The sequence below is a fragment of the Desulfosporosinus sp. OT genome, assembly GCF_000224515.1.
GTDB lineage: Bacteria > Bacillota > Desulfitobacteriia > Desulfitobacteriales > Desulfitobacteriaceae > Desulfosporosinus.
In genome coordinates this window covers 20,080-38,669 of record NZ_AGAF01000276.1, presented here as the reverse complement: position 1 = coordinate 38,669, position 18,590 = coordinate 20,080, and the positions used below count along the sequence as shown (strand labels likewise).

The 18,590-nt window shown below is 44.4% G+C and carries 12 protein-coding genes and 1 pseudogene; 12 read left to right on the top strand and 1 reads right to left on the bottom strand.

From position 1 onward, the window contains the following. Both DOT_RS31525 and fba read left to right on the top strand, forming a co-directional pair. Positions 1-191, top strand: a pseudogene (locus DOT_RS31525) (hypothetical protein); the annotation flags it as partial. Positions 192-736: 545 nt separating this feature from the next. After that, positions 737-1,663, top strand: a complete 927-nt coding sequence (fba, locus tag DOT_RS26710; RefSeq protein WP_009624755.1) for a class II fructose-1,6-bisphosphate aldolase — start codon at positions 737-739, stop codon at positions 1,661-1,663. Between the two features lie 174 nt (positions 1,664-1,837). Here the strand turns inward: fba and DOT_RS26705 are convergent, their stop codons facing one another. Continuing rightward, positions 1,838-3,388 carry a hypothetical protein gene (locus DOT_RS26705; RefSeq protein WP_009624754.1) on the bottom strand — a complete coding sequence of 517 codons (1,551 nt, stop codon included), beginning with the start codon at positions 3,386-3,388 and terminating at the stop codon, positions 1,838-1,840. 388 nt (positions 3,389-3,776) lie between these two features. Between DOT_RS26705 and DOT_RS26700 the strand changes: the two genes are divergently transcribed. The 10 genes from DOT_RS26700 to DOT_RS26660 all read left to right on the top strand — a co-directional run bounded on the left by DOT_RS26700 (position 3,777) and on the right by DOT_RS26660 (position 18,586). Continuing rightward, on the top strand, positions 3,777-4,007 hold the full coding sequence (locus DOT_RS26700; protein WP_009624752.1) for a DUF2442 domain-containing protein: 231 nt from the start codon (positions 3,777-3,779) through the stop codon (positions 4,005-4,007). A 367-nt stretch (positions 4,008-4,374) separates the two neighbouring features. After that, entirely contained in the window at positions 4,375-9,468 is a 5,094-nt protein-coding gene (locus DOT_RS26695; RefSeq protein WP_009624750.1) for a hypothetical protein, read from the top strand. A 314-nt stretch (positions 9,469-9,782) separates the two neighbouring features. Then, a complete protein-coding gene (locus DOT_RS26690) occupies positions 9,783-12,278 on the top strand; it encodes a LuxR C-terminal-related transcriptional regulator (RefSeq protein ID WP_009624749.1) in 2,496 nt (831 codons plus the stop codon). Positions 12,279-12,449: 171 nt separating this feature from the next. Continuing rightward, positions 12,450-14,018 (top strand): hypothetical protein, encoded by a 1,569-nt coding sequence (locus DOT_RS31300; protein ID WP_207637079.1) that lies wholly within the window; start codon positions 12,450-12,452, stop codon positions 14,016-14,018. After that, positions 13,997-14,677 (top strand): ATP-binding protein, encoded by a 681-nt coding sequence (locus DOT_RS28080; RefSeq protein ID WP_083824307.1) that lies wholly within the window; start codon positions 13,997-13,999, stop codon positions 14,675-14,677. Before DOT_RS31300 ends, DOT_RS28080 begins: the two co-directional genes overlap by 22 nt. A 29-nt stretch (positions 14,678-14,706) precedes the next feature. After that, positions 14,707-15,294: a DUF4255 domain-containing protein gene (locus DOT_RS26680; protein ID WP_009624746.1), complete on the top strand. Its 588-nt coding sequence runs from the start codon at positions 14,707-14,709 to the stop codon at positions 15,292-15,294. 1 nt (position 15,295) lies between these two features. Next, positions 15,296-16,123: a carboxypeptidase-like regulatory domain-containing protein gene (locus DOT_RS26675; RefSeq protein ID WP_009624745.1), complete on the top strand. Its 828-nt coding sequence runs from the start codon at positions 15,296-15,298 to the stop codon at positions 16,121-16,123. Positions 16,124-16,160: 37 nt separating this feature from the next. Next, complete coding sequence (locus tag DOT_RS26670; RefSeq protein WP_009624744.1) at positions 16,161-17,708, top strand: phage tail sheath family protein; 1,548 nt, start codon at positions 16,161-16,163, stop codon at positions 17,706-17,708. 18 nt (positions 17,709-17,726) lie between these two features. Further along, positions 17,727-18,161, top strand: a complete 435-nt coding sequence (locus DOT_RS26665) for a phage tail protein (protein WP_009624743.1) — start codon at positions 17,727-17,729, stop codon at positions 18,159-18,161. 56 nt (positions 18,162-18,217) lie between these two features. Then, the gene (locus DOT_RS26660; RefSeq protein ID WP_009624742.1) at positions 18,218-18,586 is read left to right on the top strand and encodes a hypothetical protein; all 369 of its coding nucleotides are present in this window, start codon (positions 18,218-18,220) and stop codon (positions 18,584-18,586) included. Positions 18,587-18,590 lie beyond the last annotated feature (4 nt).

Here is an 18,590-nt window from a genome sequence, read left to right as displayed (position 1 = left end):
GCATTGCAGATACTGTTGACGCTATAACCTCCCCACGTAGTTATAGATCGCAACCAAGAACAATGGAACATGCAATAGAAGAACTAAAAAGATATTCTGGTACCCAATTTGACCCTGCTTTGGTAGAAGTTTTTATCGAAGTGTATGGAAGTAATGCGCTGGAACCCATACTGATGTTGTTAACTATCTAAAAGAAAAACGAATCTATAGTGCGTATCATCTTTACTTTGGAGAGGAACAAGGTCGAGAGACCCAACACACTTTATATATGTATAGGAAGAAGAACAAAGCATACCACATTGATTATTGTTTTGCGTCAGAGGACTTTATGACAAGGCTAAAGGCTGTAGAGGCCGGCCCATATGAAGAATGGTCCGAGCTTAGTGATCATTCACCTATTTCAGCTGCTTTTGAGTAGTTGATTTTAAGGAGTGCGGCCAAATGGAAACAAGTTTAGTTAAGCAGGAAATAGATGATTTCCTGTTCTATCCATTAATTCAAACTTTCATTTGCCAAACAGACTATGAATACGAGGTAATTTGAACGTTATCCCTCGCAGCGAGAAAGTAGCGTAATTATAATAGTTTTTTGATTTTCCAAAGAAGCTACCATTTGACGATAATCTGATTAGTCTATAATTAAAGTTTGAAAAGGAACGAAGAGAAACAAAGCTTGATCTGAGTAAGATTCTGCGAAAGTATACAAACTAAATAAAAATATCGGGAGGGAAATTAGTATGCCACTGGTAACTTCAACTGAAATGTTTAAGAAAGTCTATGGGAAATGTGCCGTCGGAGCGTTTAACGTCAACAATATGGAGATTATTCAAGGAATTGTAGATGCAGCAAAGGAAGAAAACGCCCCTCTTATTTTGCAGGTTTCTGCGGGAGCTCGGAAGTATGCTAGGCACATTTACTTGATGAAGCTGGTAGAGGCTGCCGTAGAGGACACAGGTTTACCGATTTGCCTGCATCTGGACCACGGGGAAGATTTTGAGATTTGCAAGGCTTGTGTTGACGGTGGTTTTACCTCTGTGATGATCGATGGCTCAAAGTTGCCTTTTGCCGAAAATATTGCCGTGACGAAAAAGGTCGTAGAGTATGCCCATGCGAAAGGCGTAGTGGTGGAAGCTGAATTAGGTAGATTAGCCGGCATAGAAGACGCGGTGAATGTCAGGGCTAAGGATAGCAGCTATACTGATCCTGAGCAGGCCGGTGAATTTGTCCATCAAACGGGCTGTGATTCCCTGGCTATTGCGATTGGTACCAGTCATGGAGCCTATAAGTTCAAGGGAGAAGCTAAGCTTGATTTCGCTCGCCTTGAAGAAATTACCGCGCTGCTACCCGGTTTTCCGTTGGTCTTACACGGGGCTTCCACAGTGTTGCCAGATTTTGTGGCCAAATGCAACCAGTACGGAGGAGAACTTAAAGGAGCTCAGGGCGTTCCCGAAGAGTTACTTCGTAAGGCTGGAACCATGGGGGTATGCAAAATAAACATTGACACGGATCTCCGCCTTGCCATGACGGCTTCCATTCGGGAGTATTTGGCTGTCAATCCAGCTGACTTTGATCCTCGCCAGTATCTCAAACCAGCCAGAGAAGCCATTAAAAACATGGTTAAGCATAAGATCAGCAATGTCTTAAACTGCAGCAACCAAATATAAGAAAAAACGGGTTGGACCAGTAGAACTTTCCGGCCCAACCTGTATAAATAAGCTCGATAGATATCATGGGATGACGAAGGCGTATCCAATTCATGGTGTTGCCCACTCCAATTGTGATGTCTTGTTTTTTGTATGAACAAATTCCCATTACTAAAATGCAAAACTTATATATTCCTACACTTGGTGGTTGTCTTGACTCATAATGATCTCATTTTTAGATATTTCCCAATCACCTTGGTCTCCGGCCGTAGCGTCCCAAATGATGTTGTATCCGTCTTTGCCATTCCAATTTATGAGCGTTAATTCCGGATACCTCCCGATATCACCACATGTAGTTATTAGTCCCAAGACAGGGAATGAAATACCTTCAAGCTTATATAATTTAATGCTTATTGGATACATAGAAAAGTCAAGATTTGAATAGTTACTTCCAATTTGAAATTTAACTTGCTCCTCAAATGCTTTACCATTCCAATATAAGACAGCAAGTGAGCGCGTTTTCAGGTAATAAGCAATAAGCTCATTTTTCCTATCGTTATCTAAGTCGAAGAGATAATAATCATTTTCAGGAATGCTGTATCCCTGAGGTAAAACTGCTCCGGTAATCTCTGTTGGCACAGGCGAATCAGAGAATGGGACTATTTGTTTAGCAACAATAAGCTGAGTATTGTTGTCTAGAGCCAAATATCGGCGAGCAATATTATCAGGAGTTGAGCTAGACTCCTTTTTCTTAAACAGGTACGTAATGTCTTTGTATTTGCGCCCAGGTACGATGGTAAATGATTCCCCACCAAAATAGCTGTCGCGGTGGGCTCCAACAGTTCTTAGCAGATTGATATCCAATTTGTAGTTTCCCGGAGCCAGATCATACGAGCTAACAATTCTAGTCTCATTGTCGTATTGTACTTTAGCAGATGTTCCATCACTTCTGGTTAGTGTAACCTTCGGTTTATCAGCATGTTTTACAGATTCAATGTTGATGTAGTCGCTTAAGGCAAGCTGAAATTCGATAGCTCCAAAAGGAGGGTTAACTATTTGGTTCAGTTTGGAAATGAGATCATTGCCACCCGCTGTAATAAATGCGCTTGAATCGCCAAGCGCATTTAGCTCGTTGAGAAGACTTTTGGCCTTAGAGTAATATTTATCCTTTCCAAGCCCAGTATTGTAGTAGTTATCGTAAAGCGGTGTGAAAGTATCGATCTGGTGAGCGGCTGATTTGGCTAAGCTATTGGCATATTCTTCTGAGGCAGGATATTTCTCCTGCAATATTTTTAAAATATCACCGGACTTGGTCTCGTCACTAAAATTAAGCTCAAATAGTTTCCCATAAGCAAAGGCAACTTTGGCGTGTTGTGGATAATTAGAGATGAAGGAACGAAAAGCCTCATCGGCTTCGGATTTTTGTCCAATACTTAAGAGCTTGGTAGCCCTGGCTAGGCTCTGATCAGGTTGATAAACCGTCTTAAACCAGTAGTAGCTGCAGCCTGCTAATACTAGGCAAACAGCTATGATTAAGAAAGAGGCGATTTTGATTTTTTTCGGTTTTCTAGAGCTTATTTGGGCACTTACCGCAATGTCCTCAACCTCGCCGTTTCCATCTTTAGGCAGTTGTTCAGTAACCTTTTTATCTTCTGACGCTGAGAGTGTCTTGTCATTTTCAACAGGTCCCCCGCAGTTAGGGCAATTGTGGTAGGTTCCAACTTCATGGCCACAAGTACACTTCACGTTTTTTCCCCCTTTAGTTCGCCTTAAACACATACTAACACAAATAAGGATTCACCGTTTCATCATTTTTTGATCTATCTTCCTCAATACGTTAATACGACCGTGGACTAGATTATTAGGGGGATCAAAATTAAAATTATGAAAGCCTTGAGGACATAAAGATGATACACTCAAGACATTTTGCTTTTTGACCTTCAAGGCGACCTTGAATATTTTTAAGCACATCGATGTGCTGAGAACTTTGTGATAGTCATTCATCCACCTTATACCTGGTTAAATGATAGAAGATAATCGATCGAATCCCAAAATCACCCACCGGGTGATACAAATCGAAAAAAATCCACTATACAATTACGTTTAGTGGATTTTTTTAATTGGGGGTGATTGTATGCTTCAGATTATTAACGTAGTGCCTAAGGAAGATTACCATCTGGAGGTTTTGTTAGGGAATGGCAGCAGTATCATTTTGAACATGGAAAAAAGACTGGGAACGGTTCGCTTCGCCATGCTTGCGGACAAGGAGTTTTTTAAACAGGCGACTACTGATGGAATTTGTATTCGGTGGGACAACAAAATTGAAATATATATAAATGAGCTTTTTCAGCTGGCTCAGAAATAAAGAAAATCGATTCCAAAGATCACCCACTGGGTGATATAAAACTGAAAAAATCCACGGTACACTTATTTTGTATGGTCGATTTTTAGTTTTTCGGAGGTGATGAAGTTAGTCGTATAAAAATGCCAATTGAGATTACTGTTTGGAAGTGCTTTTTGATGGTGCTCTGCGCAGGAAAGATAGTCTTTGCAATTTTGCTCGAGGACCAATTCTAATTATTTTTTCAGTTTTGAAGGGCAATAAAAAGCGCCACGTTCTTGGAATTTGAAGGACTCTTGGGCTGGAACTCATTTGATTATACGAGGGGCGTATGGATATTGGTGGGTAAGAGGAATTTATGGCGAATTACCGTAAAGAGAGGATGTAAGTAATGTCCTATTTCCAATATAGATCAACAGTATTACCTGGTCAGCGCACCAACCTTGTTGCTGGCTTACAACCCGATGTTAATACACTATTCTTCAGCTCGATTGCGAATGGCACAGGTGATCCAGTGGAAGCTATTCTAGCTCAGGCGAAACAGGAAGAGGCTATCTTCGGCCCTTTTCCGGAACTCACGCCTTGTAAGAACTGGACAGCCCTTATTAGTGCATTCTTTGCACCCTACGCAATCCAGGCCCGACCTGACACCTTCGGCGGGGCTGCAGCGGTACAACGTTACAGTAGTCAAAATATCGAGATAAATAAGAGCCTTGCAAGCTTATTTGGCATAAAGCCTAAACATGCTAGAGATGATGCTAATATTGGTTTTGTGCTGGCGAGGGTTTCACGGAATCTAAATGGCGCCATGGCAACTCTGACGTGCCCTTCCGCGCGAGACTTCTATAGCCAGCTCTGTAATGACTTCAAAAAGCAGGTCGGTACACTTACTGAGAAGCTTAAGACTCAAAACTCCTTTAATGATATGGGTGGACTTGTCCTTGCCCCTACGAGTGTCGACCCAATCCTGAACTTTATTTCTCGAGATTTTGGCTCACACTTTGTTCAGTCGGTATCCATAGGAGATCTTGCCTATCAGGTATTTGTCTATGACCTGGATAAATTCGATCTCATCTGCCAGTCATTGAAGCAAGAAGACTGGTCGGGAGTTTCGTCTCTGGGCTTCCGTTATTGGACATCTGATAACTATCTAAAGTACCAAACCCCAGTTCGATTACTTTCGCGGAACCCTGATTTTGATGTCTTTGCTCAATTTTTGAAAGATGATACCTATGGCTTGGATCAATCTATTTTTAGCCTTGTTTTAAACCCTAAGGCTAATAACGAGGCTATGAGATTGACCGATTTGACTTGCACAGGGGCGCAGTTAATTCCGATCACAGCCTTGCATGGGCAGGCACCTCACCGAACCTTGTACACCTTATCTTTGGGAGATGATATAAAGGACTCGATAATGCCAATGCTTAATAATGTGGCAGTGCAAAGCTTTGTCTGTCGATTTGGTGGTGAGGCTGCCGGTCCCGCTGCCTTCCCTAATCATAATACTATTGATTATGCTACGATTTATGAAGTTTTCAGCCGACCGGATACCGTGTCACTCCTCTGGTCGCCGTACCTGAGCATCACCCAGATGTACGTTCGTCTAGATGAAATATGGAAACAGCAGGCTATGAATAAGTCGGGTGTAAAACAGCTGGTTATTGTTGCTGATGTCATTGAGGTAGGGGCCGATATCGATCTCTCTGATGTACAGAACGTGACCTTGGTTTGTCGGCTTTTTATAGCTCAAGCGACTGAGAAGGGAACCCCGACCATCAAGCTCTCAGAGAAGACATGGAGCCCACTCCAGTTTTACTGTGGTTCAATGATTGGGACCTGTATTTTCCAAGAAGCAGAGGTATCTAATGAACGTCGCGTGGTCTTTGATACATATGCAGTATCGCTCTCTCCTGACAAGAAGGCTGTTTCATACGAGGATTTTTTTGCAGGTAAATTCCCTAGCCCTCTCCTTAGTCACTCCACTCATGATATGGATTCCGAGTGGCGCAGTTCGGTCATCCAAACAGGATTGGAAACCCTGCTCATGTCTGCTTCTGTTCCCCTGACACCGCAGATGCAACTAGCCTCTGAGTTACAGCAGACAGCTGTCGAAGCCTGGAACTGCTTGACCTGGATTCTCAATTATAGCAGCCAGACAGTGGAATCTCTGAGAGATACCCAAGCGATTCCACCCGAACTCATGCAGGTATACGCTAATGCCTTGGCGTTGTCACGAACCGTTGCCGACCCTTCGAAGGTAACCGGTCCGCGTATACCCTGCGTGCCTCCGTTGCGGTACACAGCGTTCGAGGATGCCGTGAACAAATTGCTGGATGCTGCCAAGGATTATAAAGAGCAGATAGATGAAGTTAACCAAGCCATTCGAGAAAAGAATGCTGAGATTCAGCGCACTTATCAAGAGTCGACCTTGAATGACAACATTCGGGAAGTTGCTAAGTTTCTGCTTGATCAGAACAATGCAATGGTCGATAAGGAAAAGGATCTTGTCAATTACCACAATCAGATTATTGGCAAAAAACAGGACATGATTGTGCAGTTAGATCAGCGTAGCCAGCAGATCCACGATCAGCTCCAAACATTAAAGACTAAGCTGGATGAGGCCAAAGATGAACTTACCAAGGCCATAGAAGTAAAAAAGGCTGAAGAGACTACAAAGGCTGTCTTCGAGTTTGTACTAGGTTTAACTGAAGTGTTAGGCGGCATCTGGTTTGGTGTTGCATCGTTGAAACATTTGCCCAATGACCAAGTTGAGAAAACCTTGAAAAAGCTGGAGGCATTTCTCAAGATCGTGGAGAGTGTCAATAAATTAAAGGATACAATTGAGGAAGGAGTTAAAGAGGCTTTGGATGCCGCTGACTTGGCGAAAGTCACGCCTCCGGGTGGACTGGAAAGTCAGGCCCCGAGCGAAACTGATTGGGATCTTTTCATGAACGGAGCCGAGGCTGCCGTTAAGCCGGCTGAAGAGTTTGTGGCTGGCGAGGTGGCCAATTATGTGGCTGCTGTTCGAAATATGACTGCCGTCGGCAAGTCGCTGATTCCTATACTTCAACAGAAGGCGCAGCTTGAATTTGACCTCTTTGCAGAGAGATCTGAAAGTCAGGTTAATCAGCGACAAGCCGCTCGACTTCTTGCCCTCCAAACCAAGTTAAATATAAAGAATCTGGCGCCAGGAATTGACTACGTGGCAGATCTCGGCAGCTTTAATGCAATCCTGCAACAGAGGCAAAACACAGTTTTGCTTACCCTGACCCGCATGGTAGCACTTCAGGATGCGTCAATGACCTATCACTACCTGAGCCAACCAACTGTAATTACTCATTTTGATATCAGTAGTGTGAGACAATCCCTTGCGGTTCAAGCTGTAAATGCCGTCCGAGCACTCCAACTCTATCCCTACCCACCGACAGACCTTCAGGAGCCGGTTCAGTATATTATTCAACATGTGACTTCTGCTGAGCTGCTTTCAGATTTAGGTGTGGCCGTGGAAATCCCGATGAATCAGAGCGATTTTGATACGCTGGCTCGGGTAAGAATTAACTCGGTTGATGTCCGGGTTGAGGGGGTAAAAACAAAAACCGGTAAATGTCATGTACTGATGGAATCGACGGGAGACCCCATGCACGATCGTGGGCTTCATCGCGAGGTACTGACTTATGAAACAGGATCACGAAAATGGGATATTGTATATGATATTTCAAGCGACAAAACGATCATTGGTACGCGGCCGGCAAAGGATTGGGGGCAGTACTTCACCAAGCTCACTCCTTTCCAAACATGGCGAATTAGCGTTCCCGCAACTAGCGAAAACGAGGGAATTGAATTCAATAGTCGAATTACAAAGGTGACTCTCAAATTCATGCTGGAGGCTGTTTATTCAAGTACGCCCGCCATGCGGGAGATAGCGCCACCCCATAATGTTTTAGGATTGGTAGCGAATGATTCTACTTCTGTCCCGCTACCGCCAACATTCATTTCTAATCTTAACGGACACAGTATTACAGACGGCTGGGATGTCCTGACCTTCGCCTCAATTGACCGGATAAATGATCTCTGGAAGGAGCGCTGGGAGATAGAGACAAAGGAGGCATTTCAGGGAGATCGCACCTTCGTACAGGAAATCAAGATCGCTTACACACAAGACCTGCCTGGCAGCATTCAGGTGGTTTATGATCTTGATGTGATAGCAGGTCCCCCCTCATTAAAATTTTTGGCGGATAGTAGCCAGCAAGCGTTGGTTAACATTCCTCTAACGGAAGGAAACCTGGTTATTACTACATGGCTTAAGGGTCAGCAAGTTGGGCAAGAAATAAAGAAGATTCAGAGCACGGCGGAAAATCCCGTACTTGTGCGGACCAAAGCTCCTCTCCAACAGCTGCAAGGTGAAGTGGACAGCAACACCGTATTTATTGACCCCCTGCAGGGCATATTCGAATTTGAAAACATCACGTTTGATCCGGCCATCGACACGAATATGAGTGATCAACTGGCAGCCTATTTCAAGAGGCAAAAGCTGCAACCTTGGAAGATCGGTACAGTGCGTATTCCGGCAGACAAGGAATTTTTGCAACCGAAGGTGTTTGACTTTCGTACCTATATCCCTCCAGAAGAACGCAAAAACGATTGGCCTGCGGTTCTTTGCCTGTATATTTTAACTATTACGAAAAAACCACCGGAACATGGCATGCGCCAATCCTGGCCTGACATGACATGGCCGATTAGCAATGACTATGATGCCGCGGTATATTTTTCCGCTGACCTTCTATGGAATAAGGTGATCTATCCTGCAGTGGATGCTGTAGTACCGAATTCAACTTTGACCAAGAATCAAGCTACAGGGACGTATTCAATAACTTTTACCGGTTCTCTTGTGGCGTATGACCAACAGTTCGCCATAAGCGTTGGCTGGGAGTGCGGAAGTCACCATAATGAATATCCGCATGGAACGGTGAATTTCCCATATTCTTTGATTAAATTGGATTTAGGTCTTTCAAGCTTGGAGTTATCCTGTAATGGTAGTTGGAAAGATAGTTTCCCTTATCAAAAACGAACCCCTTGCGTTTGTGGAATGGATTCGGATGTCTCCTTAGATGTAGCCTATGATGACGTTAATTTCTCATGTTCCTTTGATACCAGTGTATTGCCCATCCTGGATAAAGAAAAAGTGGACATTTCTTTCCCTGAAGTTAGCTTCCAGCCAACGATAAAAGCTGAACCAACATCTTACTCTTTTCTAGGCATCAACTGGCAGAATGTAAGCCAGTCGGTTGCCGATAGTGCTAAAACAGAGTTAAATAAGAAACTTTCCGGTTGGAAAATTGAGCTGGGTGATTTGTCCCTATTTGCGGTGACAAACCTGCTTTTTCCAGAAAGTAAGACCATTGACCCTGAACAAGTCTTCTTCCCTGGGGATATGGTCCTAATCGGCAAGGTCACCCGCCAGTGGACGCCGCCTACGAAAGGATAGTATTTGCTGTCTCATAGCGTAATATAGTTACTATATTGAGGTCATCATACAACTCGAAAAAAATCCACTATACAATAACGTGTAGTGGATTTTGTATTGAAAAACAACGCTAAGACTCATCAAGGCTTTTTGCCTTTGCAAGATCATTAGTACACATTGGATTTTCTGTTCATTATTGGATTGTTTCTATAATTTTAGGAGGATATGAAGGATACATGTTGAAATGTTAGAGGAGGATACAGCTGGAGTTGAAATAATTTGGTTAAAACTTGAATTGTATTTTCTAATTATTCAAGGTAGTTTAGGAGAAAATTATGCGTAAAAGTGAAAGGTATAATACTAGAAGCCTGTATTTTTCAGAACTGATTACCAACGCAATGCGCCAGATTCCTGATTATCCACTGACAATAGTAGAAGCGCCTATGGGCTATGGTAAAACAACTGCTGTTCGGGAGCAGCTTAATTTTTACAAGGCCAATGTCATGTGGCAAAGGGTTTATGAAAATTCAATAAGCACTTTCTGGAACGGTTTCTGTCATCTATTCAGCGGATTTGCTGAGGAACAGTCCCAGAGCTTGTTACTGCTTCAATTTCCCAATGACAGTGTATCGCTAGGGAAGGCACTAAATATAATCGAGCGCATTGAATTGCCTGCCAAATCAGTGATTGTAATAGATGATTATCACCTAACTGAATGTGCAGAAATAAACTGCTTTATTGAATTTCTTGTGATGAGTGAAATAACGGACGTGCATATTGTTCTCACAACCAGGTATACATATTTCCCCAGACTTGAAGAACTGCTATTGAAGGGTTATCTCTATCATATAAAACAGGAATCTTTTGAACTTACGCCCATGGATATCATGAGCTATTACAAGCAATGCGGAAAACGCCTTAATGCTGATGATGCAAGAAAACTTTACTCCTTGACAGAAGGTTGGATTAGCGCCTTGTATCTGCTCATGCTGAACTATGGTACAGAGGGCAGTTCTTTACATTTAGCCGATATTCATAAACTTATTGATAAAATAGTTTATCGTCCTCTTCCAGAAATAGTAAGGGATTTATTAATTAATATGAGCATTTTTAACAGCTTTACCTTTGAACAGGCGGGTTATATCTGGAAAAGAGATAATCCAGTAGCACATATTGCTGTACTTGTGGAAAAAAACGCTTTTGTAACCTATGATTCCCGGGAAAAAACCTATCACATACACAGTGTGTTAAAGAGTTTTCTCAGGGAACAACTGGATAATAAAGAGAAGTCCTATAAGGAGGCTCTGTATAATAAAGCTGCCGATTGGTATAGGGGAATAGGAGAATATCTTGTTTCCATGAGCTATGCCTATTTGGCGGGTGACTTTAATGCTTTGCTCCAGGCAATTGAGATTGACAAGGGACAAAGCTTCAATTACGACTGTAAAGAGTTGTTTATAAAATACTTTGAGGAATGCCCAACGGAAAGCAAACAGAAGTTTCCGTATGCAATGATTATTTTAGCCAGACGGATGTTTACATTTAATGAAACTGACCTGTTTAAAAAAATATGCGCTGAATTTGTGACGAATATGCGGGACATGGACGGCCTAAATGTGGACTATAAAAACAGGCTTCTCGGTGAGTATGAGCTGCTTTTGAGCTTTACTGGATACAATGACATCGGGAAAATGTCAGAATATCATAGACGTGCATGCAGCCTTCTCGAATCACCTTCATCTATTCTTGACGGCAAAGGCAGTTGGACTTTCGGCTCACCTTCTGTTTTGTATATGTTTTACAGGAAGTCCGGGGAGCTTGAAAGCGAGGTGCAAATCATTAGAGAAGCCATGCCTTTCTACTACCAGGCTACTAATGACCACGGAAAAGGTGCTGAGAAGGTCATGGAAGCAGAGCACTATTATTATCTGGGGGATTTTGAAAATTCGGAGATCGTAATGCATAATGCTTTACAGACAGCAAACGAAACTTCACAGGCCGGTATCCGTATTTGTGCTGTTTTCCTGCAGATAAAACTGGCATTTATGAAAGGCGATTTTCCCAGTATACTTCATTTATTTAAGAAAATGCGGGCAGATATTAATGACAAGAAATGGTACCTTTTTATGCATACACTGGATATGTGTGAAGCATATATATACTCTTGCCTAAATATCAAGAATCATATTCAGTCGTGGGTTAAAAACGGAGAATTCGGAAATACAAGACTCTTATTCCCAGCTATGGCTTTTCTGAATATTGTTTACGGCAGAGTGCTGTTAATCAACGGAGAATATTTAAAGATTATCGGCAGCACTGAGGGTTTTATTGAAATAGCTTCCTTTTTTCCTAACCTACTGGGACAGATTCATACCTACATATACCATGCAGCGGCAAACTACAAGATATCTAGGCAGAATGAGGCTCTGGACACGCTGAAAAAGGCACTTGATATTGCCATGCCAGACAAGGTATACATGCCCTTTGTGGAAAACTGCGATTACATATTGCCTTTGTTGGAGGAGCTACAGCCACAGGGCAGCTACCGTGAAGGTATTGCAAGGATACTGGAGTTGTTCGAGCCATATAAGAAAGCAGTTGGACATATTAGGAAGGAGTATTTTGAAGAGGGCAAGCCTGTTCTTACTAAAAGGGAAATGGAGATAGCAAATCTTGCGGCAGAAGGGCTTTCTAACAAGGAAATAGGAGAAAGGCTGTATATTTCCCAGAACACGGTTAAAACCCAACTTAAAAGCATTTTCGAGAAGCTGGGCATAAATTCGCGGGTATTATTGAGGCAAAGCTTATTCGCTCTTTGCTGCTTTTTTTAATATGTTTTCTCAAATAAATATATAACAAAGTTTTACCATTAATAAATATTTTTCCATAAAATCAAGTATTTGACGTAGATCGACATTATCTCCAAAGGATATTTAGTGTGGATTGTGTAATATTTCTTCTAGCAAAAAGGAAAAAATTTATTACTCTCCCACAGGCGAAGGATGATGAAGATGTACTCTGATAGCAGAGAGTATCTTTTGGATGAACTTAATCAGTTAGACATGATTATTCACCTACAGGTACTCAAACAGCAGCAGGTGCGGTCGGTCGATCCGTTGCAACAATTTAGGGGGTTGGTACTGTCTGAGGAGGAAATAGCTGGACTGCTCGGAGATGTTTCTGTGCTCCCGAAGGATGATGAGAGCTGCCAACTGCGCGAAATAAAGATCGAGCAAATTCGTGAGGGCCTACGGGTCGAAGCTCTAAGGATCAGAGAACGGCGAGAGGCCAGTCTTAATAACGGAATTTACCTGTCCTTAAATCATCTCGCCCAAATATTCAACCTGACGCACTTTGAGCAGCAATGTATCATCATTTGTCTGGCCGTGGAGCTGGAGCGCAAGTACGGTAAACTATATGCTTATCTGCAGAATGATGTTACCCGCCAAAAGCCTGACGTTGAGCTGATACTTAAACTGTTGTGCGCTGAGCCTCAGGAACGACTTGTGGCCAGGTCAGTTTTTTCGCCACAGGCGCCACTTATCAAACACGGGCTCCTGCAGTTGGCAGATAACTCACCAGGGAATTTGATCCCACTAATATCACGCAATCTTAAACTGAATGACCGGATCGTAGATTTTCTTTTGGAATTCGGACAGATTGATGTACGGCTTGCCCCTGTAGCTAGCCTGGTTCTTCCCGGAGCGGACAAGTCAGGGAAATTTCAGGGCATCGAAACTCGGCAGCGAGTAAAGGAATTTCTATATTCATATTTTGGTGAATCTGGTTCAGTTGGGGAAGGTGTGATTTTTTATTGCCACGGGAAATATGGCGCAGGAAAAAAACTGCTTGTTGAATCGTTATGTGATGAACTTGAATTGCCACTGATTTACGGTGATACGGAAAGAATGCTGGACAGCTGGATTCCCTTCGAGGAGCTGATGCAGCTACTCGGCCGAGAAGCTGCGCTGCAGGGAGCAATATTGTGCATGGTGAATTTTGACCATCTCCTTGACGGAGGTGATAAAAGCCTGCTGCAAGTGGAATCACTGATTGAAGCGGTGCAGACCTATTCACGGTTAACTTTTTTACTGGGTCGGCGCCCATGGAACCCGCAGGGGGTAATAAGAGAAACTGTCTTCATTGACATTGAAGCTCCGGCGCCTGATGTTACCGCTAGGCAAAACCTGTGGGAGGAACTCAGTGAAGAGTATCTGGGGGCGGATACCCCGGCTTTTAATCCGGATTGGCGGGCGCTGGCCGGTAAATTTCGATTTACACCGGGACAGATCCGGGATGCTCTTGCCGTGGCCCATCACCGGGCCCTCTGGTGTCCCCCGGGGGATAGGCGGGTAACTATGGCGGACCTGTACGCTGCTTGTCGGGCTCAGTCGAATCAGAAACTGAGCAGCCTAGCACAAAAATTAAAACCGGGATACACCTGGGACGATATAATCCTACCGCTTGACCGGCTAAAACAGTTGCAGGAAATTTGCAGTCAGGTCAAATACCGTGATGTTGTATACGATCAATGGGTTTTGCTGGCAAAATGTCTTATGGCAGAGGACTAAACGCGCTTTTTTCCGGTCCTCCGGGCACAGGCAAAACCATGTCAGCCGAGGTTATTGCTGGTGAGCTGCAGATGGACCTTTACAAAATCGACTTGTCCCAGGTCATCAGCAAATATATAGGTGAAACAGAACAAAACCTGCAGCGCATCTTTGATGAGGCTGCAACAAGTAATGCCATTCTCTTCTTCGACGAGGCCGACGCCCTTTTTGGCAGGCGGTCGGAGGTCCGGGATGCCCATGATCGTTATGCAAATATCGAAACGGCCTATCTGCTGCAGAAGATAGAGGAATACGACGGCATAACGATACTGGCCACCAACCTGCGGAATAACATGGACGATGCTTTTGTCCGCAGGATGCGCTTTATTGTAGATTTTCCCTTCCCAGATGAAGTACATCGGGAAAAAATCTGGAGGCATATGTTTCCCGAAGATGCTCCGCGGAATGAGGACCTTGATCTAAAATTTCTGGCAAAGAAGTTTAGGATTGCCGGAGGAGATATCAAAAACATTGTCCTGGCAGCGGCATTTCTAGCTGCCGGAGAGACCGCGGCCATCGGAATGGAGCACCTTATCCGCGCCACTAGGGATGAGATGCAAAAAAACGGTAAGCTCTGTCTGAAAGAAGATTTTGGTGAATATTATGAGTGGATTAATTGAAGAATTCTTAAATCCGAAGAGGTGGGGTTATGAGCGAATTTACGGTGTTTGCCGATATCGGGCAGACCCTAATTAAACTGCTTAGAGACAATATGAAGGACCTGAACATGAACGAGAACTCGATAGTATTATGCTCACCGGCCGACGTAACCGATGACATCAGTCTGTCTGTTTTCCTATATCAGGTAGTGGAGAATTCGGACATGAGAAACCAGGATATGTTCGAACTGGGACCTAATCGGCTGCAGTATCCCCCTTTATACCTGGACCTCTATTATTTGCTGACAACCTATTCAAAGGCCGATCTGGCCTCCCGTTCACTGGAAGAACACCGGATCCTAGGGAAGGCTATGAGTATCCTGCACGACCATGTAGTTTTGAGCGGACCGGCACTGCAGGGCGGGTTAGCCGGCAAGCATGATGAGTTTAGAATATCCATGAACGCCCTTTCACTGGACGATGCAAATAAGCTTTGGAGCACCTTTACCAACAAACAGTTCAGACCGTCTGTAAGTTATCTGGTCACTCCGGTGGCCGTTGATTCCACCCGGATTATGGGAACCAGCCGTGTATTGTCACGGGAATTGGAGTACAACGTGATAGGGGAGGATAGCTAATTTGGCCGACCAATTTTGTCTAGTTCAAAAGACCACGAAAAAAGTGTCCCTTGCTGTCCGGGTGACTGATGATTATACCCTGAGGGAACCTGTTGGCAGGATTAAGGTCGGCATCAAAGAAGCCGTCGCCGGACCAGTCAAAAACCCAAGCGGATATTATGTATTTACTGACTTACTCCCAGGCAGTTATTCAGTTGAGGTCGCTTCGCAATATTACTTACCCGGGGAATCGGCCGTTAATACCGCTCTTCTTGACGCAAAATATCCGGTGTTAAATATTAGTTTAACCCCCCACTGCGCCTACCCCTTTACCGGGAGTGTCGCCCTAATCCGGGGACTGGTGTACGGGTCGGCGGGTAAAAGCTTGGCGAAAGCCGGTGTACAGGCTGTCGTTACCGACCCGGAGAACACTGATCAGGCAAAGCTAGGTAAAAACCCTGTCAAAGCGGGGGATAGAACTATATTATTGGCCGATATTTACGGAGAGCTCACTCCAGATGATCTGCTGATGACTAAAGATGTCAATAAGATGTGTAACGAAGTCATTAAAATTGCGCCGCCCGTGCCTGCTAACCCGGCAGTTCAACCCGTCAGTTTAGCGTCACCTCTTAAGTTTGACCATCCTGCCAAAACTCCGTTGATGCCTGTTTTAAAAACCCTAACTAACGAGAAGGGGGAGTTTGTAATCTACTTCAGGACGATTAAGGCTAATAAATTCAACGTCAGCTTACAAGTGCATCATCCGGACTACCAAATCTTTAACCGGGAGGTGGAAATCACTGCGGACAAACAGGTTTCCCTGGGCGTAATTCAACTGACAACGGCTTAAGTGCTAAGAAATAAACAAAAGAAAAGGAGGATGAAAAATGCCGGAATACTTATCACCGGGAGTTTATGTTGAAGAAATTGAAATTGGTTCAAAACCCATTGAAGGAGTATCCACCAGTACAGCCGGTTTTTTAGGTGAGGCAGAGAGAGGGCCTACAGCTGCTGCACTGGTTACTAACTGGCTGCAGTACCAAAGGGTTTTTGGCAGTTATTTCGGGGCAGACAAATATCTTCCCTATGCAGTAAAAGGATTTTTTGACAACGGTGGGCAGCGCTGCTATATCGGGCGGATTGTAAAGCAGTCCGCGGAGACTGCTACTATCAGTTTGACGGCTGGCAGCAGTGACGTGCTGACGGCATCTGCAGTAGGTGAAGGGACATGGGGCAACAGGATTGCGTTGAAGGTTTCTGCAGGCTCTTTCAGTAAAAACGAGAATCCTCTCTTCAAATTAAATGTGAGTTATTGGAAGAAAGCGCCCGACTCATTGTATGACCCTGAGAGTGATACGAAGACCAAGCCGCGTCCTGATGTGACGGAGATTTTTGACAACGTTTCGCTGGTTGAGAACTCTCCGGATTATTACATCAAGAGAATTAACGGAATTTCCGACTTAATCACGGTCTCCGAAATCAGTAATTCAGCGGCAATTCCAGATGGTCCACTGGATATAACCTATCTTACTGGTGGCTCAGATGGGACTGATGACCTAATATTGTCTGATTTTCAGCGGGAGGATACCGATGATGATCCTGCTAACAGGAAAGGATTAACCGCTTTCAAAACCATTGATGATATTTCAATTGTTTATGTCCCTAACGTCTTAAACATCAGTGGTCTTGCCGCTGAGTTAATCACCCACTGTGAGACTATGAAGGACCGCTTTGCGGTGCTCGATGCGGAACAAGGTTCGGCTAAGGTTTCCGATCTAAACCCCCGGGACGATTACGACACAAAATACGCTGCCTTCTACTATCCCTGGATCAAGATTGTCGATCCTGAGGCTGGCCTGATGCGAACTATACCGCCGGGCGGCCATGTGGCTGGAATCTATGCTCGTAGTGATACGGAGCGGGGTGTTCACAAAGCCCCGGCCAACGAACCTGTCCGCGGCGCGGCTGACCTAGAATTTCAGATTACCAAGGGCGAACAGGATATTCTGAACCCCAGAGGGGTCAATGTGATCCGCGCTTTTCCCGGCAGGGGAATTCGGGTCTGGGGTGCGCGTACATTGTCCAGTGACCCCCTGTGGAAGTATATCAACCTCCGCCGGCTGTTCCTTTTCTTGGAGGAATCCATAGACAAAGGAAACCAATGGGTGGTTTTTGAACCGAACAATGAAAAACTCTGGGCCAGAGTAAAAAGTACTATCACGGAGTTCCTAACCCGAGTGTGGCGGGATGGAGCGCTAATGGGCACCAAGGCAGAGGAAGCTTTTTTTGTTAAGGTTGACCGTTCTACCATGACCCAGAGCGATATTGACAACGGGCGCCTAATTGTTCTCATTGGTGTTGCGCCTGTAAAACCGGCAGAGTTTGTTATCTTCCGCATCGCCCAGTGGGCTGGCGGATCTACGGTTACTGAATAAAACAGGAGGTGCTGAAGTATGCCGGGGCAAAGAAAAGATCCATTGCGGAATTTTCGTTTTAGAGTGGAGATAGATGGCATCCAGCAGGCCGGTTTCACAGAAGTTACCGGCTTTGATGCCACAGTGGATGTAATAGATTACCGTGAGGGGAGTGACCCCACACATGTACGCAAACTATCCGGTTTAACCAAATACGGAAATATAACCTTAAAATGGGGCATCACTGATTCCATGGAGATTTACAACTGGCACAAAGGGGTTATTGATGGGAGTGTCCAGCGCAAGAATATTTCCATCATCGTCGTTGATGAAACCGGGGCCGACAAAGCGCGCTGGAACATTATCAACGCTTGGCCTGTTAAATACGGCCCCCCGGATTTCAATGCCAAGGGGAATGATGTGGCTATTGAAACCTTGGAACTTGTCCATGAGGGGATGACACGGGTCAGTTAAGATGCCGGAAGCTAAAAGTAGAGAGGCATTCATAATTCCAGGAAGCAGGTGGATAAATGGCTTTTCAAACTGAATTCGAATTTACTCTTCCCAAGGGCTATGTTGACGAGTACGGCAGTTTGCACCGCAGCGGGATCATGCGTTTAGCCACTGCGGCCGACGAAATCCTACCCATGAAGGACCCTCGGGTACAGCAGAATCCTGCGTATCTGACTGTTATCCTTTTAGCGAGGGTAATTACCAAACTAGGCGAGGTACAGTCCATTAACCCCAAGGTTATTGAAGGCTTGTTCTCTTCAGATCTGGCTTTTCTTCAGGATTTGTACCGTCGGATCAACGGTGACGGAAGAACGGTGCTCAAAACCATATGCCCGAAGTGTGAATATGAGTTTGAAGTGGAGGTGGCTGGTTCGGGGGAAGTCTAACGGG

Coding starts and splice junctions, on each gene's coding strand:
- fba (WP_009624755.1), top strand. CDS start 737: ATGCCACTGGTAACTTCAACTGAAATGTTTAAGAAAGTCTATGGGAAA.
- DOT_RS26700 (WP_009624752.1), top strand. CDS start 3,777: ATGCTTCAGATTATTAACGTAGTGCCTAAGGAAGATTACCATCTGGAG.
- DOT_RS26695 (WP_009624750.1), top strand. CDS start 4,375: ATGTCCTATTTCCAATATAGATCAACAGTATTACCTGGTCAGCGCACC.
- DOT_RS26690 (WP_009624749.1), top strand. CDS start 9,783: ATGCGTAAAAGTGAAAGGTATAATACTAGAAGCCTGTATTTTTCAGAA.
- DOT_RS31300 (WP_207637079.1), top strand. CDS start 12,450: ATGATGAAGATGTACTCTGATAGCAGAGAGTATCTTTTGGATGAACTT.
- DOT_RS28080 (WP_083824307.1), top strand. CDS start 13,997: ATGTCTTATGGCAGAGGACTAAACGCGCTTTTTTCCGGTCCTCCGGGC.
- DOT_RS26680 (WP_009624746.1), top strand. CDS start 14,707: ATGAGCGAATTTACGGTGTTTGCCGATATCGGGCAGACCCTAATTAAA.
- DOT_RS26670 (WP_009624744.1), top strand. CDS start 16,161: ATGCCGGAATACTTATCACCGGGAGTTTATGTTGAAGAAATTGAAATT.
- DOT_RS26665 (WP_009624743.1), top strand. CDS start 17,727: ATGCCGGGGCAAAGAAAAGATCCATTGCGGAATTTTCGTTTTAGAGTG.
- DOT_RS26660 (WP_009624742.1), top strand. CDS start 18,218: ATGGCTTTTCAAACTGAATTCGAATTTACTCTTCCCAAGGGCTATGTT.